The organism is Bacillus sp. VA15, assembly GCF_055721145.1.
Genome location: NZ_JBVQPQ010000007.1, coordinates 42561 through 68289, shown reverse-complemented (window position 1 = coordinate 68289; position 25729 = coordinate 42561). Strand labels below are relative to the sequence as shown.

The 25729-nt window shown below is 45.7% G+C and carries 27 protein-coding genes; 8 read left to right on the top strand and 19 right to left on the bottom strand.

From position 1 onward, the window contains the following. Positions 1–211: 211 nt before the first annotated feature. The 8 genes from hisIE to AC0DBE_RS16885 are packed head-to-tail and all read right to left on the bottom strand — an operon-like array spanning position 212 to position 6630. The gene (hisIE, locus tag AC0DBE_RS16920; protein WP_242734197.1) at positions 212–835 is read right to left on the bottom strand and encodes a bifunctional phosphoribosyl-AMP cyclohydrolase/phosphoribosyl-ATP diphosphatase HisIE; all 624 of its coding nucleotides are present in this window, start codon (positions 833–835) and stop codon (positions 212–214) included. Then, positions 832–1590, bottom strand: coding sequence for an imidazole glycerol phosphate synthase subunit HisF (gene hisF / locus AC0DBE_RS16915; protein WP_044454616.1), 759 nt, complete (start codon positions 1588–1590; stop codon positions 832–834). Before hisF ends, hisIE begins: the two co-directional genes overlap by 4 nt. Then, positions 1587–2324 carry a 1-(5-phosphoribosyl)-5-[(5-phosphoribosylamino)methylideneamino]imidazole-4-carboxamide isomerase gene (gene hisA / locus AC0DBE_RS16910; protein WP_087987572.1) on the bottom strand — a complete coding sequence of 246 codons (738 nt, stop codon included), beginning with the start codon at positions 2322–2324 and terminating at the stop codon, positions 1587–1589. Before hisA ends, hisF begins: the two co-directional genes overlap by 4 nt. Beyond that, the gene (gene hisH / locus AC0DBE_RS16905) at positions 2321–2959 is read right to left on the bottom strand and encodes an imidazole glycerol phosphate synthase subunit HisH (RefSeq protein WP_072182569.1); all 639 of its coding nucleotides are present in this window, start codon (positions 2957–2959) and stop codon (positions 2321–2323) included. The genes hisA and hisH overlap by 4 nt, the downstream gene beginning before the upstream one ends. Then, positions 2960–3544, bottom strand: coding sequence for an imidazoleglycerol-phosphate dehydratase HisB (gene hisB / locus AC0DBE_RS16900; protein WP_061187852.1), 585 nt, complete (start codon positions 3542–3544; stop codon positions 2960–2962). Continuing rightward, positions 3541–4824: a histidinol dehydrogenase gene (hisD, locus tag AC0DBE_RS16895; protein WP_242734196.1), complete on the bottom strand. Its 1284-nt coding sequence runs from the start codon at positions 4822–4824 to the stop codon at positions 3541–3543. The genes hisB and hisD overlap by 4 nt, the downstream gene beginning before the upstream one ends. Beyond that, complete coding sequence (gene hisG, locus AC0DBE_RS16890) at positions 4821–5462, bottom strand: ATP phosphoribosyltransferase (RefSeq protein WP_242734195.1); 642 nt, start codon at positions 5460–5462, stop codon at positions 4821–4823. Before hisG ends, hisD begins: the two co-directional genes overlap by 4 nt. Beyond that, the gene (locus AC0DBE_RS16885) at positions 5455–6630 is read right to left on the bottom strand and encodes an ATP phosphoribosyltransferase regulatory subunit (protein ID WP_242734194.1); all 1176 of its coding nucleotides are present in this window, start codon (positions 6628–6630) and stop codon (positions 5455–5457) included. Before AC0DBE_RS16885 ends, hisG begins: the two co-directional genes overlap by 8 nt. Before the next feature lie 249 nt (positions 6631–6879). Between AC0DBE_RS16885 and AC0DBE_RS16880 the strand changes: the two genes are divergently transcribed. Both AC0DBE_RS16880 and pelC read left to right on the top strand, forming a co-directional pair. Then, positions 6880–7632, top strand: coding sequence for a C39 family peptidase (locus AC0DBE_RS16880; RefSeq protein ID WP_242734193.1), 753 nt, complete (start codon positions 6880–6882; stop codon positions 7630–7632). 254 nt (positions 7633–7886) lie between these two features. After that, positions 7887–8552, top strand: coding sequence for a pectate/pectin lyase PelC (pelC, locus tag AC0DBE_RS16875; RefSeq protein ID WP_003235401.1), 666 nt, complete (start codon positions 7887–7889; stop codon positions 8550–8552). A gap of 23 nt (positions 8553–8575) precedes the next feature. Here the strand turns inward: pelC and hprF are convergent, their stop codons facing one another. The 5 genes from hprF to hprK are packed head-to-tail and all read right to left on the bottom strand — an operon-like array spanning position 8576 to position 12462. Next, positions 8576–9094, bottom strand: a complete 519-nt coding sequence (gene hprF, locus AC0DBE_RS16870) for a heptaprenylglyceryl phosphate O-acetyltransferase (protein ID WP_003219790.1) — start codon at positions 9092–9094, stop codon at positions 8576–8578. A gap of 3 nt (positions 9095–9097) precedes the next feature. After that, positions 9098–9748, bottom strand: coding sequence for a pyrophosphatase PpaX (ppaX, locus tag AC0DBE_RS16865; protein WP_242734192.1), 651 nt, complete (start codon positions 9746–9748; stop codon positions 9098–9100). Beyond that, entirely contained in the window at positions 9745–10683 is a 939-nt protein-coding gene (locus AC0DBE_RS16860; RefSeq protein WP_472962968.1) for a nucleoside recognition domain-containing protein, read from the bottom strand. The genes ppaX and AC0DBE_RS16860 overlap by 4 nt, the downstream gene beginning before the upstream one ends. A 23-nt stretch (positions 10684–10706) precedes the next feature. Continuing rightward, the gene (gene lgt / locus AC0DBE_RS16855) at positions 10707–11516 is read right to left on the bottom strand and encodes a prolipoprotein diacylglyceryl transferase (RefSeq protein ID WP_114151191.1); all 810 of its coding nucleotides are present in this window, start codon (positions 11514–11516) and stop codon (positions 10707–10709) included. Between the two features lie 13 nt (positions 11517–11529). Next, a complete protein-coding gene (hprK, locus tag AC0DBE_RS16850) occupies positions 11530–12462 on the bottom strand; it encodes an HPr(Ser) kinase/phosphatase (RefSeq protein WP_014115306.1) in 933 nt (310 codons plus the stop codon). Between the two features lie 181 nt (positions 12463–12643). On the opposite strand from hprK, the gene nagA reads away from it, so the two are divergent. From nagA to nagR, 3 genes are read left to right on the top strand one after another with little or no spacing between them, the layout of a single operon-like run. Beyond that, positions 12644–13834, top strand: coding sequence for an N-acetylglucosamine-6-phosphate deacetylase (gene nagA / locus AC0DBE_RS16845; RefSeq protein WP_472962965.1), 1191 nt, complete (start codon positions 12644–12646; stop codon positions 13832–13834). Continuing rightward, positions 13831–14559 carry a glucosamine-6-phosphate deaminase gene (nagB, locus tag AC0DBE_RS16840; protein WP_372402123.1) on the top strand — a complete coding sequence of 243 codons (729 nt, stop codon included), beginning with the start codon at positions 13831–13833 and terminating at the stop codon, positions 14557–14559. The genes nagA and nagB overlap by 4 nt, the downstream gene beginning before the upstream one ends. Before the next feature lie 17 nt (positions 14560–14576). Further along, positions 14577–15308 carry an N-acetylglucosamine utilization transcriptional regulator NagR gene (gene nagR, locus AC0DBE_RS16835; RefSeq protein ID WP_326229016.1) on the top strand — a complete coding sequence of 244 codons (732 nt, stop codon included), beginning with the start codon at positions 14577–14579 and terminating at the stop codon, positions 15306–15308. An 18-nt stretch (positions 15309–15326) separates the two neighbouring features. Here nagR and AC0DBE_RS16830 read toward each other — a convergent pair whose 3' ends face one another. Further along, positions 15327–19196 (bottom strand): lamin tail domain-containing metallophosphoesterase family protein, encoded by a 3870-nt coding sequence (locus tag AC0DBE_RS16830; RefSeq protein ID WP_472962962.1) that lies wholly within the window; start codon positions 19194–19196, stop codon positions 15327–15329. Between the two features lie 165 nt (positions 19197–19361). Between AC0DBE_RS16830 and AC0DBE_RS16825 the strand changes: the two genes are divergently transcribed. Then, a complete protein-coding gene (locus AC0DBE_RS16825) occupies positions 19362–19835 on the top strand; it encodes a MarR family transcriptional regulator (RefSeq protein WP_014115311.1) in 474 nt (157 codons plus the stop codon). Positions 19836–19875: 40 nt separating this feature from the next. Here the strand turns inward: AC0DBE_RS16825 and cypX are convergent, their stop codons facing one another. Further along, entirely contained in the window at positions 19876–21093 is a 1218-nt protein-coding gene (cypX, locus tag AC0DBE_RS16820) for a pulcherriminic acid synthase (protein WP_472962960.1), read from the bottom strand. Positions 21094–21107: 14 nt separating this feature from the next. Then, entirely contained in the window at positions 21108–21854 is a 747-nt protein-coding gene (gene pchC, locus AC0DBE_RS16815; protein WP_072182558.1) for a cyclo(L-leucyl-L-leucyl) synthase, read from the bottom strand. A gap of 438 nt (positions 21855–22292) precedes the next feature. Here pchC and pchR point away from each other — a divergent pair, with 438 nt between their 5' ends. Continuing rightward, positions 22293–22802 carry a pulcherriminic acid biosynthesis transcriptional regulator PchR gene (gene pchR / locus AC0DBE_RS16810; RefSeq protein WP_014115315.1) on the top strand — a complete coding sequence of 170 codons (510 nt, stop codon included), beginning with the start codon at positions 22293–22295 and terminating at the stop codon, positions 22800–22802. A 21-nt stretch (positions 22803–22823) separates the two neighbouring features. Further along, positions 22824–24035, top strand: coding sequence for an MFS transporter (locus tag AC0DBE_RS16805; protein ID WP_472962957.1), 1212 nt, complete (start codon positions 22824–22826; stop codon positions 24033–24035). Between the two features lie 30 nt (positions 24036–24065). Here the strand turns inward: AC0DBE_RS16805 and AC0DBE_RS16800 are convergent, their stop codons facing one another. The 3 genes from AC0DBE_RS16800 to AC0DBE_RS16790 are packed head-to-tail and all read right to left on the bottom strand — an operon-like array spanning position 24066 to position 25726. Then, a complete protein-coding gene (locus AC0DBE_RS16800; RefSeq protein ID WP_003219771.1) occupies positions 24066–24425 on the bottom strand; it encodes a phage holin family protein in 360 nt (119 codons plus the stop codon). A 1-nt stretch (position 24426) separates the two neighbouring features. Next, complete coding sequence (locus tag AC0DBE_RS16795; protein WP_014115317.1) at positions 24427–24624, bottom strand: PspC domain-containing protein; 198 nt, start codon at positions 24622–24624, stop codon at positions 24427–24429. Positions 24625–24628: 4 nt separating this feature from the next. Next, entirely contained in the window at positions 24629–25726 is a 1098-nt protein-coding gene (locus AC0DBE_RS16790; protein WP_061187838.1) for a DUF4097 family beta strand repeat-containing protein, read from the bottom strand. Between the last annotated feature and the right edge of the window lie 3 nt (positions 25727–25729).

Below are 25729 nucleotides of genomic sequence, written 5' to 3'. Positions count from 1 at the left end.
TACTCTAAAAATAATTCTATTGACCTGGTTAATGAGTGATTAATTTTTCCTTTTCCATGTTACAACATGGCGGAATTTGGATAAATAGGAAATCCGACTTGGTTTTACTCTCCTTTTATTAACTAATCATGCAAAACACCTCATGCGCACCTAAATACCTATTACTTTTTTCACAAAACAAAAAGAGCCGTATGATAACGGCTCTTTACTCTTATTTTTCAGAATGTCGTTTCTTCAATACGTCAAGCACATCATCCAGCGTCAGTGCTTGTTCTCTGAGCAGGACAAGCAGGTGATACAGCAGGTCTGCCGCTTCCCATTTGAGTTCCTCGTGGTCTCGGTTTTTCGCGGCGATGATGACTTCGGATGCTTCTTCACCAACTTTTTTCAAAATCTTATCGACGCCTTCTCGGAAAAGGTAAGTGGTGTAAGCTCCTTCAGGCATTTCCGCTTGGCGTTCCGCGATGACGCGCTCCAGCTCGTTAATGATGTCGAATCGGCCCGCAGCCTGTTCTTCTGTTTGTTCCTTTGTAAAACAGCTGTAGCTGCCAGTGTGGCATGCCGGTCCGGACGGTTCTACGAGCACGATCAGCGCGTCTTGGTCGCAGTCATACCGAATACCCGTAACGGCTTGCGTGTTCCCTGAGGTTTCTCCTTTATGCCATAACTCTTGACGCGAGCGGCTGTAAAACCATGTTTCTTTCGTTTCCAGCGTTTTTTCGTACGATTCCTTGTTCATATAGGCAAGTGTCAGCACTTCTTTGCTTACCGCATCCTGCACGATGGCAGGAATTAATCCATCCTCATTAAAACGCAGTTCATCTGCCTGTTTCATCTCACATTCACCCCGTGCTCTTTCAAGTATGATTTCACTTCTTTCATTGATGTTTCTTTATAATGAAAAATAGAGGCGGCCAGCGCGGCGTCGGCTTCTCCTTTTGTAAAAGCCTCAAGCATATGCTGCGCGTTTCCCGCTCCTCCCGAGGCGATAACAGGTACGGGGACAGTTTCAGAAACAAGCTTTGTCAGCCTGTGATCAAAGCCTTTTTTCTCACCGTCAGAGTCCATGCTTGTCAGCAATATTTCTCCTGCGCCGCGTTTGACGCCTTCTTTTGCCCATGCTGTGACTTCCCAATCTGTTTTCTTTCTGCCGCCGTGCGTGTAGACTTTATATGTGCCAGATTCCTGGTCATACTTGGCATCGATGGCAAGTACGATGCATTGCGAACCGAAAAACTCGGCTCCTTCCGTAATCAGCTCAGGCCGGAGAACAGCTGCCGTGTTCACAGAAACTTTATCTGCGCCGGCACGCAGAATCGTTTTCATATCGCTGAGCTGATTGATGCCCCCGCCGACTGTAAACGGAATCGCAAGCTTCGCGGCAACCTGCTCCACCACGTCAACCATCGTTTTTCGTCCTTCATGCGAGGCGGAAATATCGAGAAAAACCAGTTCATCCGCGCCTTCTTGGTCATACACTTCCGCCAATTCAACAGGGTCACCGGCATCTTTTAATTCGAGAAATTGAATTCCTTTGACAACGCGTCCTTCTTTGACATCAAGACATGGAATAATCCGTTTTGTGATCATTTGCGTTTCACCCTTTCAAGCGCCTCGCTCAGCGTAAACTGATTGGTATACAGCGCTTTTCCGATGATCGCTCCAGAAACGCCGTCCGCCTGACAGCGGGCGAGGGCTTCGAGATCCGCGACGGAACTGACTCCGCCGGAAGCAATCACAGATTTCCCCGTTTCCTTAGCAAGCTCGACCGTGCTTTCAATATTGGGGCCTGACAGCATTCCGTCTGTCGCAATGTCAGTAAAAATAAAAACTTCCGCTCCTTCATTGGCAAGCTCTTTGCCTAGTTCAGCTGCCTTAAGGGTTGATGTTTCCAGCCATCCCTCAGTTGAAACAAAGCCGTTTCTCGCGTCCAGTCCGATTGCAATTTTCTCGCCATATTGTTTCAGCATTTTTTTTACAAACGGAGGGTTAGAAACAGCTGAACTTCCCAGGATTACTCGATCGACTCCTGCTGATAAGTATTCATAGACGTCACTTTCGGAACGGATCCCGCCGCCGATTTCCACTTTCAGGTCCAGCTTTTGCGAAATTTCGATCACATGACGGTCATTTACTCTTTTTCCTTCTTTTGCGCCGTCAAGATCAACGAGATGGATCCATTCGGCACCCTCACTCGCAAATAACGAGGCCATGTCGTATGGTGAATCGCCGTATATCGTTTCCTTACTATAATCTCCTTGAACAAGGCGGACACATTTGCCGTTTCTCATATCAATTGCCGGATATAATGTAAAAGCACTCATTTTTTCACCTTCTGTTCTGCTGCCATTTTCGTGAATTGGGTTAGGATGGACATTCCGACCGTGCTGCTTTTTTCCGGGTGAAATTGGGCGCCGAAGACGTTCCCTTTTCCGACTACAGCAGGCACTCGCACACCATAATCAGCGCTTGCCAGAAGCGCGTTCTCCTCCATCCCGTCAATATAATACGAATGCACGAAATAAGCGTAGCCTTCTTCTGTTTCAGCCAGCAGCGGAGATTCGTTATGAAAGGAAAGGCGATTCCAGCCCATATGCGGAACCTTCAGCTTGTTTCCTTCCTCATCTTCTGCTTTCAGTCTGACTGCTTTTCCTTTTAACAGCCCAAGGCCTGACGCGGTCCCGTTTTCTTCGCTTTGATCAAATAAAAGCTGCATGCCGAGGCAGATCCCGATAAGCAGTCTTCCTTCTGAGACCATATCGCGAATCAATTGATCGAGCTTCGCGTTGCGCAAATTGTCCATCGCGTCTCCAAATGAACCGACTCCCGGCAAAATGAAGGCATCAGCTTCTTTCAGCTCCTCCGGCTTTTCAGAAACAAAATACGGCACGCCGACACGCTCAAGCGCCTTTGAGACACTGTATAAATTGCCCATTCCGTAATCTATCACGCCGATCATTTACAGCATCCCTTTCGTTGATGGTATCCCTTTAACACGCGGATCGATCGTAGTCGCTTCATCAAGCGCACGTCCAAGCGCTTTAAAAACAGCTTCAATCATATGGTGGGTGTTTGTGCCATAATGAACGATGACGTGCAGGTTCATCCGTGCTTCAAGCGCCAGCTTCCACAAAAATTCATGTACAAGCTCCGTATCGAATGTGCCGACTTTAGATGCTGGGAAGTCTGCGCGCATTTCCAAGTGCGGCCGATTGCTTAAATCTATGACGACTTGAGCAAGCGCCTCGTCCATCGGCACAAACGCCGATCCATAGCGTTTGATTCCTTTTTTATCGCCCAAAGCTTCGAGCAGCGCCTGCCCTAAGCAGATGCCGATATCTTCGGTCGTGTGGTGATCATCTATATCAACATCGCCTTTTGCGTTAATCGAAAGATCGAATTGCCCGTGTTTCGTGAATAAATCCAGCATATGCGTCATAAACGGTACGTCTGTTTTGATATCAACTTGTCCCTCACCGTCTATTGCGAATGCCAGCTCAATATCTGTTTCGTTTGTTTTTCTTGCGCGTTCCGCTTTTCTCATTTTGAATTCCTCCGTTCTCTCGCTTCGATTGATCTGGCATGGGCTTCTAATCCTTCAAGTCTGGCAAAAGCCGCGATGCTTTCGGCATGTTCTTCAAAGGCTGATTGGCTGTAAGAAATAATGCTCGATTTCTTTTGAAAATCCGTTACGTTTAATGGACTTGAAAATCTCGCTGTCCCATTTGTCGGAAGCACGTGATTCGGTCCGGCAAAATAATCTCCGACAGGCTCAGGGCTATATCTACCTAAGAAAATTGCACCTGCATGTTTGATTCTGCCAAGCAAAGCTTCGGGAGACTGTGTGATGATTTCTAAATGCTCCGGTGCAAGCGTATTGACAGTGTCAATCGCTTCATCCATTGTTTCCGCCACATAGATACAACCATAATCACTCACTGAAGCGTCCGCTATTTCTCTTCGCGGCAAGGTTTTCAGCTGCTCCTTCACCTCTGCTGAAACCGCCTCGGCCAGCTCCATGGAATCTGTGACAAACACACACGAGCTGAGCTTATCGTGTTCCGCCTGTGACAGCAGGTCGGCTGCAATTTCGCTCGGAATCGCTGTTTCATCAGCCAGCACAACGATTTCACTCGGTCCGGCAATCATATCAATATCGACATCGCCGAATACCTCTCGTTTGGCAAGCGCGACATAAATGTTTCCCGGACCTGTGATTTTGTCTACCGGCTCAATGGTTTCGGTTCCGTACGCCAGCGCCGCAATCGCCTGTGCGCCGCCCATTTTGTAAATATCTTTTATGCCCAGCTCAGCAGCAGCGACTAAAACCCCTGGAGACAGCTGTCCGTCTCTTCCCGGAGGCGTCACAAGAACGATTCTATCCACACCGGCTGTCAGCGCCGGAATGACATTCATCAAAACAGATGAAGGATATGCAGCCGTTCCCCCTGGCACATATACGCCGGCGGAATCAAGCGCCGTCACTTTCTGCCCCAGCATTGTGCCGTCCTTTCTGTGATAAAACCATGAGGATTGCAGCTGTCTTTCATGATATTCCCTAATATTTTCGATTGCCTGCCTAATCACCTGAAGCAGCTGTGAATCCAGTAAGGTGTATGCTTCCTCAATTTCTTCTTTTGTGACCAGCGGGCTGTCTATTTCGATGCCGTCAAATCTCGCCGTATAGCTGCGGACCGCCTGATCACCGTTTGCTTTGACATCTTCAATAATAGATCGAACCGCTTTTCTTTGCTCATCCGTTCCGGCATCTATGGATCGCTTCAGAGAAAGCCGTTCAGCGCCGCTGATGGTTTTGATCTTCATTTTGCCGTTTCTCCTTCCACTATGAGAGATAAGCGGGATGCCATTTCGTCAATCACATCGTCTTTCATGCGATAGCTTACCGGGTTGACGATAAATCGGGAAGTAATGTCGCAAATGTGCTCTGTTTCAACAAGCCCGTTTTCTCTCAGCGTCTGTCCCGTGGAAACGATGTCCACAATTCGGTCAGCAAGCCCAATAAGCGGTGCCAGCTCAATTGAACCGTTGAGCTTAATGATTTCGACTTGTTCTCCCTGCTCTCTGAAATAACTGGAAGCCACATTCGGATACTTTGTCGCGATTCTTGGCGCTACGCCGCTCCAGTCTGTATTCGGAAGTCCGGCGACTGCCAAGTGGCATTTGCTGATGTTCAAATCCAGCACCTCATACACATCGCGTTCCTCCTCCAGCATGACATCCTTGCCTGCAATTCCGACGTCTGCCACGCCATGCTCCACATATGTGGTCACGTCCATCGGCTTAGCTAATATAAAACGGAGATTTTCCTCAGGCACATCGATGATCAGTTTTCTCGAGTCGTCAAACTCCTCAGGGAGCTTGTAGCCAGCCTGCCGCAGCAGCCCTGCCGCTTCTTCAAATATCCGGCCCTTTGGCATCGCCATTGTGAGTAACTTACCCATTTTGCTCTTCCTTTCTGGCACCGATAAAATAGGTGACGTTTGCAAAAGATTTTGTCATCTGATCGATATTTTCAATTCCCGATAAATCTTGAAGAACCACTTTGTTCCCTTTCATACGTTCTTCATTCGCATAAGCGATGGCTTGCGCCCGCTGCTCTTTGCTGAAAATAACAGCGTCAATGTCACAAGGTTCGTCTTTCAAATGAAGCGCTTCAATCAGCCGGTCGATCCGAAGCCCGAAGCCAGTTGCAGGCGCGGGTGAATCAAAATGACCCAGAAGCTTGTTATAACGGCCGCCGCTTCCAATGACAAAGCCGACATTTTCGGCGTACACTTCAAATAAAATCCCTGTGTAATAGCTCATGTGGCTAACCATATTCAGATCAAGGCGGACATTTTCCGTACATCCGTAATCCTCAAGAATGTCCCACAGCGCCTTCAGCTCATCAACCACGCTTTTTCCTTGTGCAGAATCGACGATTTCCTCAGCACGTCCGCAAACTTCTATGCCGCCCCGCAGTTCAAGAAGCTCAAGCAGCCTGCTTTTATCAATGGAGGAAAGCGGGAGAGACTTGACATGTTCTCTGTAGCCGACGTAGTTCTTCTCGTATAAAAACCTCCGCAGCACATCAGCGCGTTCAACGTTTCCGAGTACCTCAACAAACAGGGCATCCGCAATACCGGCGTGGCCGATGGCAATTTTAAAGGAAGCAAGCCCGGCGCTTTTTAACGCACCGATTACTAATGCAATGACCTCCGCATCAGCGCTTGTCGTGCCGTCACCGATTAATTCCACTCCGACCTGCTCGAATTCGGCGGGACGTCCGCCTTCGCGTTCCTGAGCCCTGAATACATTTGCCGCATAGCCGACTCTGAGCGGATGATCGTGTTTCAGAAGCTTTGATGCCGCCACCCTTGCAATCGGTCCTGTCATATCCGGGCGAAGCACCAATGTCTTGCCGTCCTGATCAAGAAGCTTAAACAGCTGCTGCTCTTCAATCGCTGACTGTACGCCAACGGTATCGTAAAACTCCAGTGTCGGCGTTTCCATAAATTGATATCCCCATTTATCTATCAATTCGGTTAACGATTGTCTCACCTTTTTTTTCGTTTCGTATAAACCGGGCAGTGTATCTCTCATGCCGTGCGGTTTCTCAAACATAAACATCAACCCGAGCACCTCCGTTGCATTGTTTGAAGGAAAATTCCGAATCCTTTAGTTCGCTAATATGATAATATGTTAGCAGATGAAAGAATGAAAATCAATGCTTAACTTCAGTCGAGATATTTTTAGTTCAGATATCCTCCTCCCAATTATGAAAAAATCATGAATAAATGATTAAAGGTACGTAATATCTCAAATTCTTTATGTTTGGCATGCTATAATACAAATCAAATAGAGAACAAGGAGATAAAGATGAAAACACTGCGAACTCTATGTGTACTGATCATTCTTTCAGGCGTTATTTTTTTCGGACTTAAAATAGATGCAAAAGATATAGATATTCCTTTTTTGAACAGCCTTAAAAAAGTGGTTTCTGATAGCAATACGGGCACAGCCGCGAACAGCAAAAAGGAGCTGAAGGGAAGCGCAGAACCACTGGATGTCGTCCTTTACAATCAGATGGACGCGCCTCGGCTCTATAATGGCTGTGAAGTAACAAGTCTTGCGATGGTGCTGAATTACGCGGGATACAGCGTGACAAAAAACACACTGGCTAACCAGATAGCCACAGTGCCTTTGACATACAGCAGCGGATTAAAAGGTGATCCGAATGACGGATTTGTCGGGGATATGGCGAATGGCCCGGGTCTCGGTGTCTACCACGGACCGATCTATAAGCTGGCGAAAACCTATGCCGGCAACAAAGTGTCTGACCTGACTGGAAAAAGCATTTCCGCTGTTTATGAACAGCTTGAGAAAGGCAATCCTGTTTGGGTCATTACGACCGCCAACTTTACGCCGGTTGACAACATGCAGACATGGAAAACGCCAAACGGAACAATAGATATCACGTACAGTGAACACAGTGTCGCCGTTACAGGATATGATGAAAAATACGTGTATCTCAATGATCCGTATGGCTACAAAAACAGAAAAACTGACAGAACGAGCTTTGAAAAAGCGTGGGAACAAATGGGCAGCCAAGCCATCGTTATTCAAAAGTAAACTGCTGAAAACTGTTCGCTTTCACAGTGCCTATGCTCTACCCTGAGCAAATACGACAATATTCATGCTTTTTATTTCAATCGGTAATATCGATTCATTTTCCATTTATCATCCAAAATTGTCTTTACTTTCAGGCTGTCTGTTTTTATGATTAAAGCAGATTCAGCCTTGCCCCGATCGATGTGAGAGAAGCCGGTGCAAGACGCTGAGGCTTCTCTTACAAAAATTAAAGCGATCCGGGGAGGATTTTATCATTGAAAAAAATCGTGTCTATCCTATTTATGTTCAGTTTGGTTATGGGTTTCAGCCAGTTTCAATCATCAACCGCTTTTGCAGCTGACAAAGTGGTTCACGAAACAATTATCGTACCAAAAAATACAACATATGACGGGAAGGGACAGCGGTTTGTAGCAGGGAAAGAATTAGGTGACGGAAGCCAGTCCGAAAATCAGGAACCTGTTTTTCGTGTAGAGGATGGAGCAACTCTGAAAAATGTGGTGCTCGGCACACCTGCTGCTGATGGCGTGCACACTTATGGAAACGTTAACATTCAGAATGTGAAGTGGGAAGATGTTGGCGAGGATGCGTTAACGGTGAAGAAGGAAGGAAAAGTGACCATCGACGGCGGCTCTGCCCAAAAAGCGTCAGATAAGATTTTCCAAATCAATAAAGCCAGCACATTCACAGTGAAAAACTTCACTGCAGACAATGGCGGAAAGTTCATTAGACAGCTTGGCGGTTCAACCTTCCACGTTGATGTGATCATTGACAAGTGCACCATCACGAACATGAAAGAGGCGATATTCCGGACAGACAGCAAAACAAGCACGGTTAGAATGACAAATACACGCTACTCCAATGTCGGCCAAAAATGGATTGGCGTTCAGCATATTTACGAAAACAATAATACTCAATTTTGAATATAAAAAAAGTCCGCTGATGTTTATTCAGCGGGCTTTTTCAATCTTTCTTGCATTTCTTCCTTCGTATAGATGATCCTCATCGGATTTCCGCCGACAAAAGCCCCGGCAGGCACATCTTTATGGACAAGTGTTCCGGCGGACACAACTGCGCCATCCCCTATTTCCACACCGGGCAGAATAGTCGTGTTGGCACCGATCATCACTTCGTCTCCGATCAGGACTTTGCCGATCCGGTATTCTTGAATCAAATACTCATGGGCCAAAATGGTCGTATTGTACCCGATGATTGTATTTGTTCCGACTGAGATCTTTTCCGGAAACATAATATCCGGCATCACCATGAGGGCAAAGGAAGTCTGCTTTCCAACCTTCATCCGCAGAAATGTACGGTACAGCCAGTTTTTCATCCCTATAAACGGTGTATATCTCGCAATTTGAATGACAATAAAATTTTTGACAACCTTTAAAAAAGGCACCGTTTGATAGACATGCCATAGTGAGTTAGCCCCCGAGACCGGATGACGATCTGTTTTTCTCACAGATTACTTCACTCCAACGATTTGTAATAGATCATTCATTTTCTCAAGCATATAATCAGGCTCATGCTTCGCCAGTGTTTCCGGCCCTTTAATCGTCCATGCGACTCCAGCCGTTTTTGTCCCGGCGTTTTTCCCTGACAGCACATCATGGTAATTATCTCCGACCATAATGGCTTCCGCCGGCTCGCTTCCCAGCTGTTTCAGCGCTAAAAGCACAGGCTCGGGATCAGGCTTTGCCATCGTCACATCATCAAGGGTAACGACCGTTTCAAAGAATTCGCCGATTCCCGTCAGCTTGAGGCCCATATTGACAGTATCTCTTAATTTCGTTGTCACAATCCCTAGTTTAAAGCCGGCTTTTTTTAATGCATCCAGGGTTTCATACACCGTTTCATATTCAGTCACGAGTGTATCATGCATGTCATGATTGTACGCTCTGTACATGGCGATCATATCATCGCATTTATCAGCGTCCATCGAGGAGAATGTGTCAAAAAGAGACGGCCCGATAAACGCGAGAACGTCTTCTCGTTTATACTTGCTCGGGTAATAATGCTCCAGTGTATGCAAAAAGGACGCGATAATTAATTCATTCGTATTAATAAGAGTTCCGTCTAAATCAAACAGAATCGTCGTTACTCGTTTGTCACTCATATTGCTTCCTTTCCAACCGCTGAGGGTTTCCATTTTTTCCATGTATGCGCAATAGCCATTGTCAGCAGCACTGCGGTGGTGACACGAATCAGAAGAAGAGGCCAGACCGGTATGCCGAGCGGAATAAAGACAAGTGTATCTTCCACCACCGCGTGGCAGGCAACGAGAAAAATAAATGCCAATGTCATATCCCGTCTGCTCACGCCGTCGTCCTCGACAGCTTTGATCATAACACCCGCTCCGTAGGCCAGACCGATCGTCAGTCCCGCCACCATCGTCATGGACGTATTTTTATTCATGCCAAGCAGCTGCGTAAACGGAGACAGCCACCTCGAAAACCGATGCAGCCAGCCTAAATCTCTTAAAAACTGAATGATGATCATCAGCGGGATCACTATTGCCGCCAGCTGCAAAACACCAAGTCCAGCTTTCGTTAAAGCTTCGGCCAGCATTGCCAGCCAGCCGTCAGGCGCCGCACTCTTCGCGGTGATAAAACCGTACTGCGCCGTTTCCTGTCCGCCATGCCAAATGAGGTTGATGACGATCGCTGACACAGCGGCCAAACCGATGCGCACCGCCAAAATAACGCCAATTCTGATGCCGACCTTCGCGGCAACTGTCGATTCGATAATCAAGTTATGACAGAATGAAAGCATTACAGCTAAAATAAAGACTTCCTTCACAGATAAATCCAATGTCAAAATTCCGGCAATTCCTGCATACAGATTAAGCATATTTCCCAGTACAAGCGGAATGGCCGCTTCACCAGAAAGCCCGAACAGGCCCATAACCGGTGTGATCAGCCGTACAAGCCAATCCATGACAGGTGTATGCTTAAGCAAAGTGACCAATAGTGTTACCGGGAAAATGACTTTACCGAGTGTCCATGTTGTTTGAAGCCCCGCCGTTAGACCGGCCAGAAAGATCTTCTTCATCCCTCATCCCCCTTTGTTGACGTCTACTCTGCGTACCGCTCCTTCGAGTATCCCTTGACGCGTCTGAAGATGATGGCTGCCACAGCCAAAACAATCAATACGATTGAAATCACCTGAGCGATGCGAAGTGCATCAGTCAGCATTAAGCTGTCAGTCCGCATTCCTTCAATAAAGTATCGTCCGATTGAATACCAAATGATATAGATCAAGAACATCTCGCCTCTACGCAAATTTGCTTTGCGCAAGAACAGCAAAATGATGACGCCGACAAAGCTCCATAGTGATTCATATAAAAAAGTAGGGTGATAATATTGTCCATCAATGTACATTTGATTGATAATAAATTCAGGCAGGTGCAGGCTTTCTAAAAAGGCTCTGCTGACTGCCTCACCGTGCGCTTCCTGATTCATGAAGTTTCCCCAGCGGCCGATCGCCTGGCCGAGTAAAATGCTTGGCGCGGCAATATCCGCAAGCTTCCAGAACGAAAGGTTTTTCACTCTCGAAAACACATAACCTGTTAAAATGGCGCCGATCAATCCGCCGTGAATGGCAATGCCGCCCTTCCAAATCTTAATGATTTCTCCGGGATGTGCCACATAATAATCCCATTCAAATGCAACGTAATAAATTCGTGCGCAAATAATCGCAATCGGAATGGCAAACAGGACAAGATCGATAAATGTATCTTTCTGCAGCCCCCGTTTCTCACTTTCCCTCATCGCAATCCAAAGCCCAAGCAAAGCGCCGAGACCGATAATGATTCCGTACCAATGGACGGCCAACGGCCCTAGCTGAAACGCTATCGGATTGAGTGGTTCTATCGCTTCATTCATTTAACGCCAACTCCTATTCGTCTTGTTCACTGTCTTCAATGACATCCGCCAGCTTATTAGTAAATTGCTCAGCGGCGTTCAGCCCCATCCGCTTCAATCTGAAGTTCATTGCTGCCACTTCGATGATGACTGCGAGATTTCGGCCCGGACGGACAGGAATCGTCAGTTTTGTAATTTCTGTATCAATGATTTTCATGGTTTCTTCCTCAAGCCCGAGACGGTCGTATTGCTTACCCTGCTCCCAAAGTTCAAGATTCATGACAATCGTAATTCGTTTATTGCTTCTGACAGCTCCGGCACCAAACAGCGTCATCACGTTGATAATGCCAAGCCCTCTGATTTCAAGGAGATGCTCAATTAATTCAGGAGCGTTTCCGACAAGGGTATCCTGATCCTCCTGCCGAATTTCAACGCAATCATCGGCGACAAGGCGGTGCCCCCTTTTCACAAGCTCCAGCGCAGTTTCACTTTTTCCGACGCCGCTTTTTCCTGTGATCAGCACGCCGACACCGTATATATCCACAAGCACACCGTGAATGGCTGTGGTTGGCGCAAGTCTGCTCTCAAGGAAGTTGGTCAACCGGCTTGACAGCCTTGTCGTTTTCAGCGGCGATCTGAGGACAGGCACGCCGTTTTTCTCAGAAGCGTCAATCAGCTCCTGCGGGATAGGCATATCTCTAGAAAGAATAATAGCTGGTGTTACATCCGTGCACAGAGAATCCATTCGCTGCTTTTTATCCTCTTCCGGCAGCTGTTCAAAGAAAGAAAGCTCCGTTTTTCCGAGAAGCTGCACGCGCTCTCTCGGGTAATATGTAAAATATCCGGCAATTTCAATGCCTGGTCTTGATAAGTCACTCATTGTAATCGGGCGGTTAACTCCTTCTTCTCCGCTGATTAATTCCAAATTGAACTGTTCCATTACGTCTTTTGTGCGAACCTTTGCCACGATATGTTCCTCCTGTTCCGGGCTGCCCCGAGCTTGCTCACAATAATTTCATTTTATCACTTTCGGGCTTGAACCTAAAACAGATTTTATAAAAGACAGGAAAACGCCTTAGCTGGTCTAGATCACTAGTCTGAAAAGGGGTAAAATAAATGTATTCATATTCCAGAAAGGCGGATCACCTATGGCAGAAAGTCTTCTTATCAAAGGCATCGCGATCGTGACAGAAAACGAAGTAATCAAAAATGGCTATGTCGGAATCAATGAAGGAAAATTCAGCACAATCTCAACAGAACGTCCTAAAGAGTCTTATTCAAAAGAGATTCAAGCACCGGCAGATTCCGTTTTGCTTCCCGGGATGATTGACATTCATATTCACGGCGGCTATGGCGCAGATACAATGGATTCAAGCTTTTCAGCCCTCGACACCATGTCGTCAAGGCTGCCCGAAGAAGGCACGACGAGCTTTTTGGCAACAACGATTACTCAGGAACATGGGCACATTTCTCAAGCTTTGGTAAATGCAAGAGATTGGAAAGCAGCTGAGGAATCCTCTTTATTAGGTGCGGAACTGCTCGGCATTCATTTAGAGGGCCCCTTTGTTTCACCTAAAAGAGCCGGAGCGCAGCCAAAGGAATGGATCAGGACTTCGGATGTTGCGCTTTTCAAAAAGTGGCAGCAGGAGGCGGGCGGACTGATCAAAATTGTCACACTCGCGCCGGAAGAGGACCGGCATTTTGAACTGATCCGCTATTTGAAAGACGAATCGATTATCGCGTCGATGGGGCACACAGATGCCGACTCCGCATTACTGTCGGAGGCCGCGAAAGCAGGCGCGAGCCATATGACCCATCTTTACAACGCGATGAGCCCGTTTCATCACCGAGAGCCCGGAGTGATCGGAACGGCACTTGCCCATGATGGGTTTATGGCAGAGCTTATTGCCGACGGCATCCACTCCCATCCTTTAGCGGCAAAGCTTGCTTTCTTGGCAAAAGGCAGCACCAAGCTCATTTTAATTACCGATTCAATGAGGGCAAAAGGCCTGAAAGACGGCGTATATGAGTTCGGCGGCCAAAGTGTGACGGTAAGAGGAAAAACAGCTCTTCTTTCAGACGGAACACTTGCCGGTTCGATCCTCAAAATGAACGAAGGCGCACGGCATATGCGTGAGTTTACAAATTGTTCTTGGACGGATATAGCTAATATAACTTCTGCAAACGCGGCCAAACAGCTGGGCATCTTTGACCGAAAAGGCAGTGTGACAGAGGGAAAAGATGCGGATCTTGTCATTGTCAGCAGTGATTGCGAGGTGATTCTCACCATTTGCCGCGGAAACATTGCATTTATATCCAAGGAGGCTGACCAGATATGAAAGTAATAGAATGTCAAACATATGAAGAGCTAAGCCAAAAAGCAGCCAAAATAGCGGCAGACACAATCAAGGAAAAACCTGACGCCGTTCTCGGTTTAGCGACAGGCGGCACACCGGAAGGCACGTATCGCGAGCTGATCCGCCTGCACCAAACTGAGAATCTCTCATTTCAAAACGTCACCACGGTTAATTTGGATGAATACGCCGGACTTTCAAGCGATGACCCGAACAGCTATCACTTCTATATGAATCATCGTTTTTTTCAGCATATCGATAGCCTTCCAAGCCGGCATTTTATCCCGAATGGAAATGCAGACGACCTGGAAGCCGAATGCAGACGGTACGAACAAGTAGTCGAATCCCTCGGCGGCACTGACATTCAGCTTCTCGGCATCGGCCGAAACGGACATATCGGCTTTAACGAACCGAGAACGCCTTTCAAGTCGCGGACACACGTTGTGACCTTAAATGAACAAACCCGCCAGGCGAATGCCAGATATTTTCCTTCAATAGACAGTGTGCCAAAAAAAGCGCTCACAATGGGAATCCAGACGATTCTCACAAGCAAGCGCATTCTGCTGCTTATTTCCGGCAAAAGCAAGGCAGAAGCAGTGAAAAAGCTGTTAGAAGGAGACATAAGTGAAGATTTCCCTGCATCTGCTTTGCACCTGCATTCCGATGTAACGGTTTTGATTGATCGTGAAGCAGCGGCATTAAGACCTTGAAAGGAACATGCTGACTTATGAAGATCGATAAACAATCGCCTATTCCGATTTATTATCAGATTATGGAACAATTAAAAGCGCAAATAAAGAGCGGAGAGCTGCTGCCGGATATGCCTCTTCCCTCTGAGCGTGAATATGCCGAACAATTTGGGATCAGCCGGATGACGGTTCGCCAGGCTCTTTCTAATTTAGTCAATGAAGGCTTTCTCTATCGCCTTAAAGGGCGGGGAACCTTTGTCAGCAAGCCAAAAATGGAACAAGCACTCCAAGGGCTGACAAGCTTTACCGAGGATATGAAAAGCCGCGGGATGACACCGGGCAGCAGGCTCATTGACTACCAGCTTATTGATTCAACGGAGGGGCTCGCCGCTATATTAGGTTGCAGGCACCCCTCCCCTATCCATAAAATCACTCGGGTGCGACTGGCAAATGATATTCCGATGGCGATCGAATCCTCGCATATTCCGTTTGAGCTTGCGGGTGAATTAAACGAATCGCATTTTCAGTCTTCGATTTACGAGCATATTGAAAGGTACAACAGCATACCGATTTCCAGTGCAAAACAGGAGCTTGAACCAAGCGCTGCAACAACTGAAGAAGCAAGTATTCTCGGCATTCAAAAGGGGGCGCCTGTCCTGTTAATCAAACGAACAACATATTTACAGAACGGAACTGCTTTTGAACATGCCAAATCTGTATACAGAGGCGACCGTTATACATTTGTCCACTATATGGATCGGCTTTCATAAAAAAACCTCCAATCCTTTTTAAGGATTGGAGACATGGCGAAAATCTAACTGGTCTGGCGCCGGACGATATGTCTCTTTTTTCGTCTTGAACTTCCAGATCGGTGATTTCGTTTTGCCGTTAAAACTGTCTTCTACAATGATGTACCAATAATAAACAGAATGCGGCTCGAGATGATCCCAGCGGAATTCAGCAGTATCTCCGCTCTTTACTCGCTCCCGTTTTCCGAGCTCTTCATTGGTATATACATTACACTCAAAATAATCGGTTTCCACCTTTTTGATCCTCGGCTTCAAATCAAGCGAAAGAGAAAACTCATCCTTGTCACCGTGGGTATCCGCATCATAGTAGTTTTTATCTTGTAAATGCGGAGAGTACGTCGACACATGCACCATATCATTCGCCTGATCAAATTGCAGCAAACGCAAATACCCTTGCCCGCCTTCTGGCCCGCCCTGATAATCGGCCAGCATTTGATGCACGAGGCGATCCGGTTTTCCATCACCATCATCATCAAGCTCATCAGTTTTTCTCATCGCACTATGATAATGTCCGCTTAACACCATCACGACATTCGGATTCGGCTTCACGACTTTTTTAAATATTTTCTCTCCGATCGGGCTTCTGTTTCCGCTGACCAGCAAATACTCATGAAAAGCTAAAACAGCCATCCGGTCAGGGTGCTTCTTCAGTACCTGATTCATCCACGCGATGTCTTCATTGGTAATGCCCCACCCCATGTATAGCATGATGTAATCATTGCCGTTGCTTGAAATCAGGTCGTAATGCCCTCGGTTATTTTTATAGGAACCGCCATAATGCAATTTTTTATCAAAACGATCACTGCCAAAGTATTTGCCAAACGCCCTGTAGGAGCCGTCCTTATGCCCGACATCGTGGTTACCGGCCAGCACGCCGTAAGGAATCCCGCTTTTATCCAGAACGGACATTGACCGATTCGCGTTTTTCCACTGTCTGATATCAGCTGAATCATCTACAATATCACCCGTGTGAAACACATATTTGATATTGAGTTGCTTTTGATTATCTTTTATCCATGCAGTTTGTTTATCAAAAATATGCGGATAGCTTTCGGCGTAATACTGTGTATCGGACATCCAGACAAATGTGTACATATCCTTCGCAGGAGGAATTTCATCCTGTACGATCACATTCATCTTCGACTTCCGTACAAAATCGGAGGCGATCACAGACGCCTTCAGCATAAACGGTTTGTCATTCTTTGCAACAAAGCTGTCAACCGGCTGCCACTCGTTTGTCCGATAATTCCAAACATACATCGTCACCTTTCTCCCCGGCAAAGAACTTCCCTTCCAGACTGCTTCCGCCAAGTCATTCTCATCAACTGACGGATCAACCGCCACTTCAAAGCGATGATAAGGGAAAAGTTCCTTCTTTTCTGTCGATACTGTTTTTCCGTCAGCAGCAGATACCCTCTCCAATTCTTTATTCGTAAATGGGGTCTCGCTTTCCGGCACAAAGCTTTTCGGCGGTTCAGTCAGTGACGCATGCTTGAATATTTTCACATTGTTTCGCGCTGTATATTGAAATCCTCTATAAAAAGCGACATCCATGGCGTCATTCGTCGGATCCTTCACCCGCACAGAAAGCTTAGCCCTATGCGTGTCGGCTTCGCTGTCTATGACCTCCGGCTGATCTGGATGCTCTCGTTCTGTTTTAAACGTCCGCTCAATGACTGTTTTATTGCCCGCGAGATCCGTTGCTGTCACTTTTAGCGAATGTTTTCCCGGCAAAAGTTCAGAAGATGACGTATGGTATGGGAGTGTAATGCTTTCACCATCTAAAGACGCCTTCACTTCCTCAATTTTGCTCCATTTATCATACATATCCGCCTGCAGAATGAGGTTTCCTTTGTACGTTTGTCCCTCGGTGATATTCGGCTCAATGTGAGGCCCTGAATTATCTACCCGCACAACAAAGCTTACATTTTCCTTGCCGTCGCTTGCTTGAATATGGTGGACGCCTTCAGAAAGCTTTGATGTATCCCACTCCAGCAGCTGTGACGTAAACAGTCCGTCAGGCAGATTGAATTGAAATTGCCAGCTTTTATTCGAGCGCTGATTATCTCCAATAAAGAGTTCCTTCTCAGGAGAAACCCTCTGATCCCTGATCACCGTACCATCCGATAACACCAGTCGGGCGTTTTTGACTAAGAAATCATCACGGTTTTCAGCCGTATCAAACGGCGATACCTTTGAACCTGATCGTATCGTAATATGCTGCAGCTGCTTCCCTTTGCGAAGCAGCGTCTCCGGCAATGGAACAGAATAGGTGCGGTATTTATTTGTCGTATCATCGAACACCTTTAATACTTTGCCTTCCATCGTTACCGCGTTTTTAAAGTAAAGATTCGTTTTTCTCGTATCGAACGCAAAATACACTTCTTTTTCCATAGCGGGCTCTGTCACTTGTTTTTTTCCGTCAATCCACAGCCTAATGCTGTCAGTGCGCCCGTCTGTCGTCGCTTTTAGAAACTGAGTTCCCGATAGCGTGTCTCTGTTTTCAATATTCATCCGCAAACCGTGCGACTTGCTTGTTTGTTTAATATCAATCATTTTGACCGGGGTTCTTGCTTCATTGATCCCGTCCCCTGCAGTCACGTAATACTCAAGCTGATCCTTCCCGATCAGTTCAGGCGAATACACAATATAATGATAGAGATTGTCGTTGCGGTCTTTTTCAGCGAAAATGCGCTTAAACGGTTTGTTTTCATCTGTCCGATAGTAGAAAGCCGCCGTTTTCACAAGACTGCGATCCCGTATGTCAGCACGCAGCTCAATGCTTTCAGCAGGACGGACAGGCTTGCGGTCAGTCAAATCCTCAATGACTGGTTTTTCTTTATCAAGCTTGATTTTTCGTTTCTGCTCAGGCACCTGCGCCTGTAATACAGTTCCGGGGGACGGATTCTTTTCTCCGATTGAAATATTGAGAAGTTCTGCGGTACCGTCCATCGGATACTTGTAAAGCACAGATGACAGCCGGCGCAGCGCATGTTTCCGATAATGTGCAACCGAAATATCTTTTCCTGTATTCGTTGATATCACGGCTGCCCGCGGTCTGGTATTGGCCATGCCCTCTGTCTCTTCTATCACCGCAAGATTTTTCCCTTCCGTTAATTGTGTCTGATAATATCGATTGAAATCCTCCGTCGTCAATTCTGGATGTCCGGCAGGCTTCAGCCAAAACACAAACGTTTCACCGGATGGAATCGTGATCTTTTTTTCCGGTCTCCAAATCAGATCGGAGTCAGGCCCTTCTTTCGGATAGCGGTAACGGATGTGATAGTCTTTAAAATCAATCGTTCTGTCAGTCGTATTATAAATCTCAATAAATTCATAACCGTCTGCACGTCCAATGTTCTTTGTATCAACTGCTAGCTCTGTGATCAGAAGCTCCGGAATATGGGCAAGATCAGCCTGATATCCTTCGAGCTTCAGTTTCTTCATCTCCGACTCGACCCGCTGCTTCCCATTGGAAACCACAATGTAATACTCAAGCTCGCTGTTCCAAATCAATCGTTTCGGAATTTGCGCGAAAAACTTGCGGACCGCTCCAGGTGTCGGATCCATCGGCACCATTTTGTAGCCCAGCTCATTACTTTGTTTATAAAACAGAAAGGCAGAAAATGCTTGATACTCATTGTCACGCACTTGAGCCTCAATCATCAGATTGCTTTTCATTTCAGCTTTCACATCGATTTGAGGAGGATTTTCAAGCAAGGGTATGTAATGAGGCGTTTGGAATGGTTCCTGATTTATAACAGGAAAAGCTTTCGGTTCATGATGGCCGCCAGACAAAACTGAAAGAAAAGACAAGAATAAAGAAGCAATAACAGTGTATTTCCTCATCAAAACACCTCCCTTTTCATGTATTTTGCGTCTGAACAGGGAAGCTTATGAGTTCATTTTTGTGCATAAAGAACAAAAAAAGCGTCTGCCTCTTGAAGATTCCACTATTACCCAGTAAACTAAGGATAGTTAACCAGTTAACAATTAAATCAGAGAGGCAAATTGATGGACAACAGTATTCATGATGAATTAATTCAAGCTATACAACAATTCGCTTTAAAAAGGGATAAACGTGTCATGCAAAAGGTACAGATACCGTCCCGCGACATGTCCTCAGAACATCTCGAACACCTCAGAAAAGAATGGACATTGACCCAGCTTCACATTGTTTCCTGTATACATACCAGCCAAAATGTGAACAACAGCTTCTTAGCATCCCGCTTACACATTTCAAAAGCCGCTGTTTCAAAAGCAGTTCAAGCTTTGTTGAAACACAATATCATCACAGTGACAAAAAAGCCCGGCAACAAAAAAGAAATTTTTTATACGCTAACTGAAAGCGGCAGAGAACTGGCGGCATTACATGAACAGCTTCATGAGAAAGCAAAGGAGCAATACAAACAGCTCTTCAATGAATTTTCAATTGATGATTTAAAAACAGTGACTGCGTTTTTCAACTTGTGGGTAAAACATATGTAAAAAAAGCCTCCCCCGCATGGGAGAGACCTTTGAAATCTTATTACGCCCTGTCAAACGCAACGTGAAGTGAGACAGGTCCGCGTGTATACAGACCGGACTCAGCATAACGAAAACCTTCCTCTAATCTGATATTCCGCATCTTATCCAGCACAATATTGGCTACAATCTCGATTTCGGTTTTGGCAAAAGCTGCTCCTACACAGTTATGGATGCCTGATCCGAAAGCGAGATGCCGGGCGGCGCCGCTAAAAGCGCTCTTGATGCCGAGATCTTCCCGATGAATATGAAACACGTCAGGACGTTCAAACGCTTCAGGGTCCCGGTTAGCCGCTCCGATCATACAAAAAACAATCGTATCTTTTTTGATTTCCATACCGCCGACCACCGTATCTTGGGACAGCTGCCGCGGAATCAGCTGAACCGGCGGTTTATAACGCAACGTCTCCGCAATGGCTCTCGGCACTAACGAACGGTCAGCCAAAACATCATTCATCTGCTCGGGATTGTTGAGCAAATGATAAATCATCAGTGCCAGCGTCTTATCTGCCGGTTCCGTTGCGGCTAACAGCACATTGAGAATCAGTGCCAGTATATCCTTGTCCGACATCGCCATGCCTTCATATTCAGAAGTACATAGGATGGAAATTAAATCAGATCCCGGATTGACGCGGCGTTCTTCGATGACCGGCATCAAGTATTGAGAAAGCTGTTCGCTGCACCATAAAGAATGCGCCCGCGCTTCTGGAGTCTGAGAGATACTCGTAATAAAATCGGCAACCCCGCTGTGCCACTCAGCGACTTTTTCATGATCTCTTTTATCCAGCCCGAGCATGTCCATCGTGACACACACTGCAAACGTCTTTCCAAAATCATTGACGAGATCGATTCTTCCTCTTTCAAGATAAGGTGCTAACAAGTTTTCTGCATTTTGTTTAATCAATGGAGACAGATGATCCAATGCGTCCCCTACAAAGCTTCTCACTACAATTCTTCTTTTAGCGGAGTGTTCTTTCCCATGCATTTGGGCCAGCACAGGGCCGCGCATGACCGGTTCAGCACGCTGAACAAGTGATTTTGTCGTGAAAATATCAGGATGCTGAAGGATATAGCGGACATCGTGATAGCGGCTGATAAAATAGCTGTCTATCGACTCTTCATAATGAACAGGATCTTCCTCCCGCAGCTGTGAAAAATAAGCATATGGATTTTCTTGAAATTGATCAGAAAGCACGCTAAACAATTTAATGGGTTGATTCATGTTAACTCCCCCTATCATCCTTCAGATGTGATCCGTGTTTCAGAAAGCATCTGCGCCATTTCTTGCACAATGAGATACCCTTGATTCGGCCGCATACGAATAGAAAATTCATGGTTACTGATCTTCTCACCCAGCTTCCACGGACGATGATAAGCAAGGAGCGTCTCTTCCACCTCAAGAATATCCGGAGCTCCGATAAAAAACGGCAGCTCAGCAATGACATATTCCACAGCCAAATTCAGCATATCCTCACTGACTTCTTCCATCATCAAACTGATTCCGCGTGCACGCCCGATAATCGCTTCACGAGACATGTCCAAACAAGCATGCCGAAAATGTGGCTGCTCAAAAAACGCATGTTCAACTTCTTGTCTCATCAGCTGATAGGCTTTGTTTTCCGTGAAATCAGAAAATGTATGAATCGCCTTCGTGTCCCCGCCATGAGCCGCAAGAGCCCTTTCTGCAAATCTCCTGTTTCGCGATACCTCTTTCCTTACCTTTCGTTCAGCCTTGCCTCTGGGAGTTCCGAGCGCTTCAAGAAGGTTAGCCGCCTCATGCCCCGCAAGCAAAACGGAAACGCTTTTAAATTCAGCTGTCGCCCATCCAATCAATCTGTAAATATAATCTTCAGAAAACCTGCTGTTAAATGGGCTGATCCCCACCAAAACATGCTGGCGCCGTTCAAATATTTCTCTGCAATTTTGTGTCAGTGGCTCAGCAGTAAAATCTATAGGCTTTCTTTCCGTCGCCATTTCGGTCATCTCATTCACCCCTAAAAAACTTATCCCGCTTTAAGTCATCACCCTCATAAAGAGTTGGAACAACTGGCACAACTGAACAAGACGAATGGCAGGCAGCACTTAAAGTTACCAAGCGAATTATGTTAAGATTCAAACTTCTATGTTCATTTTTCAAGGTGCATATCATAATTAATGTTTACTAGTAAACATTAGTCATTTTATCCCTTATTCCTCTACCCGTCAATATAATCTGTACCCAAATATTTGAAAATAAATGTAAATGTCACATTTTTCACACACTTTTTACACTCATATTCAGCATGACGCAACACCAAATAAAGCTTAAACACCAGCAATTGACAACGAAAACAAGAAAAGATAAAATAATATTGTTCACCGGTAAACAATATTGTTTATTGTTTCATCGTAAACTATTATTCCTAAGAAAGAAGGTAGCCTATGTCTGATTTGACGAAGCAGATGATATACGACATATATGTGAGACTGCTGCACCTTAATGAACAAAAAGCGAATACTTCACTTCAGCAATTTTTTAAGGAGGCCGCAGAGGAGGATGTGATCGATATCCCTAAAAACATGACAAGCATTCATGTCATTGACTGTATCGGCCAGCATGAACCCATTAACAATGCGGGAATCGCCAGAAAAATGAACTTATCGAAAGCGAATGTAACGAAAATCAGCACAAAACTGATCAAGGAAGAATTCATTAACAGCTATCAGCTGACAGATAACAAAAAAGAAGTGTATTTCAAATTAACTCGTAAAGGCAGACGGATTTTCGACTTGCATGAGAAATTGCATAAAAAAAAGGAGCTGGCTTTTTACCAATTCCTCGACTCATTTTCACAAGACGAACAAAATGCTGTATTGAAATTTCTAGAGCAGCTGACATCTACACTTGAAGCAGAACAAAACGATGAGACTCCGGACAAACCTGTAAAGTAAACAAAAAGGCGGTGTACACTTATGACTCAAACAAAATCAAAGGCGGTATTGATCTTATACATTGTTTGCTTCAGCGCATTTTTTGCATCTTTAAGCCAAAACATTTATTCACCTATTATCCCGATTATTAAAGAATCATTCCATGTTTCCGCAGCAATGGTAAACCTGTCAGTCTCAGTTTTTATGATTGTGACAGCGATTATGCAAATTATATTAGGGACCGTCATCGATTTTAAAGGCGCGCGGTTTGTCTTGATTGCCGGAATTATGGCAACGGCAGCTGCCAGCATCGGCTGTGCGGTAACCACTGACTTTACTTTGTTTCTGATATTCAGAATGATACAGGCTGCCGGTTCCGCAGCACTGCCTCTTATTGCTGCCACAACGATCGGACAGCTGTTTACAGGCAGTGACCGCGGGAGTGCAATGGGAACATATCAAATGCTCCTGTCCGCCGCGCCGGCTATCGCCCCCGTTCTCGGGGGATTCATAGGCGGAGCAGCCGGGTACGAAGGGATCTTTTGGATGCTTACGGCCATCTCTGTCGTTATGCTGGTGACAAACAGCATCATCTTTCCTAAGGACTCTCCCGCTGGATCTAAGCAGCAAGCCCAAGGCAATGTGTTCGCTCATTACAAATCAATATTTACAAATCGAATAGGAAACGTCATTTTGACCTTAAGTTTTGTCCTCTTTTTCATTTATTTTGCGGTGATCGTCTACCTCCCGATATTGCTGACGGAGCATTATCATATTGATGTGAGCATAGCAGGACTGTTATATTTGCCACTGGCGCTAAGCACGATTGCCGGTACGTTTCTGTTTAAAAAAATACAGGCGAAAATCGCGCTGAGCACCTTGTTTATCGGCAGCAATGTAATCGCAGTCTGCAGTATCATGTTGTTCGCCGTTACACATTCCGTTTCTCTCATTCTCATGGCTCTCACACTGGCACTGTTTGGCATCTCGATGGGGGTCATCCCTCCCTTGTACTCCACAATGATCACCAATGAATTTGAACACAATAGAGGGAGTGCAATCGGAGTTTTTAACTTTATCAGATATACAGGCATGGCGGCAGGTCCGATGATATCCGCCTATCTGCTCACACTGATGCCGTCTGCCATGTCCTTTGGACTCTTAGGCCTTGTATTTGCCGCATTGAGCTTTTGCCTTCTACCGCAAATGTATCCGCCGCAGAAGCGCGTAAAACAAAAAAAACACCACATGTAAAAAAAGCTGCCTTCTGTATGGCAGCTTTTTTTATTTCTTTCGCAGCGGCTCTAAAATGCCTTTTTGAATCAGCAAATGGAACACCGACAGGATAACAGATGCCCATATCGCTGTGCCGAAGCCGTCAATTTGAAAACTGTCACCCATAATGGACGCGGTCATCATCAGGGTGATGGCGTTAATCACAAACAAGAAGAGACCAAGCGTTACCATCGTGACCGGCAGTGTAAAGATAATCAAAAGCGGTTTAATCAGCACGTTTAAGATCGATAAAATGAGGCTGGCGATAATCGCTGCCCCAATGCTGCTGACATGAATGGAGTCAATGTATCCATCAATGACGATTAATAACAATGCATTTACCAAAATGCTGACTGCCCATTTTACCATGTCATTTCATATCCCTTTCTGACGGGACGATAAAAATCCAAATGATATAAATGAGCAAAACAGGGAAAACACTTGTCATAATAGCTAGGATGACAGTTATGACTCTGAGGAGTGATGCATCCCAATTGAAATATTCCGCGAGACCTCCGATGACACCGGCCATTTTCTTGTTTTTTTCTGAACGATAAAGCCTATTCATTTGATCACCTCTGTGAGTACTTTAGTTTGATGGCGCCTGTTAATGATTCTGAGAAGACGGTGATGTTTTGATCATGTGCCTGATTTGAAGTGAACAACATTTCTTTTTGAATGGTATCATTTTTTTCTTTCAGCATCTCAACATCCATTAATTCATGGGACAACGAACCAAGATTGCTTTTTAGCTCTGCCTTCACTGCAAGATCGTCCGGAATCGAAAGCTCCACATTTCCAGTTGTCGTTTTGGTATAAATGGAGCGGCAGTCAGAGTCTGTTACGTGAATCGCAATATTTCCGTTAAAGCTTTGAACGTCAATGGATTCGCTTCTCCCACGGAGATCGATCAATCCGTTAATGGTTTCCGCTTCTATCGTGCCACAGCTGTGGCTGGCAAGCTTAATTTGCCCGTTGGCCGTTTCGGCTGTGGCTTTTTCGGCTGTTAAATGCGAGAACGACAGCACGCCGTTTGTCGTTTTCGCCGAGAACTCTTTTACATGTAAATGTTCCCCTCTGACCGGCCCATTAAACAGCTTCACCCGAATCTTATCATACTCCTTCTGGGGAATATATAAAGTCACATTGGTTTTCATTGTTTTCTTCTCAGTACGGATAAAAAACTTATTTCCTTTGATTTCACATTCAATATGCTGAAGAAATGCATGTCTCGCCGCATCCTGGCTGTCAGCGCGATATACCTTTGCCTGGCATTCCGCTCTGATATCCTCGTCTTCCCAAGGGACGATATTCACGCTGCCGTTGGCAATTTGAAGCTCAACACTAGAGAAGTCAGTATCTTTAAATTGAAAAATGTGCTGAACATCATACGCATGGCCAAAGTTCAAATCAAGGTCAACTTCCTTGACCTTTTTCACAGCGGAATCAATCCAATCAAACAGCTTGGCTCCTAAAGACGGCTTGCTGCTTTCTTTTTTTTCTGCTGTAAACGGCTCTTCCTCGTCATGTACATGAACTGAGAGCGCTGTGATTTTTTCTTCTTTTTCCTTGTAGTCGCTGTCAAGTTTTTCAATCAGTGTCAAAGCCTCTTGTGCTGTAAGCTTTCCTTCCTCAACAAGCTTAAGGATTCGTTCCTTTTCTTGCTTCATGAC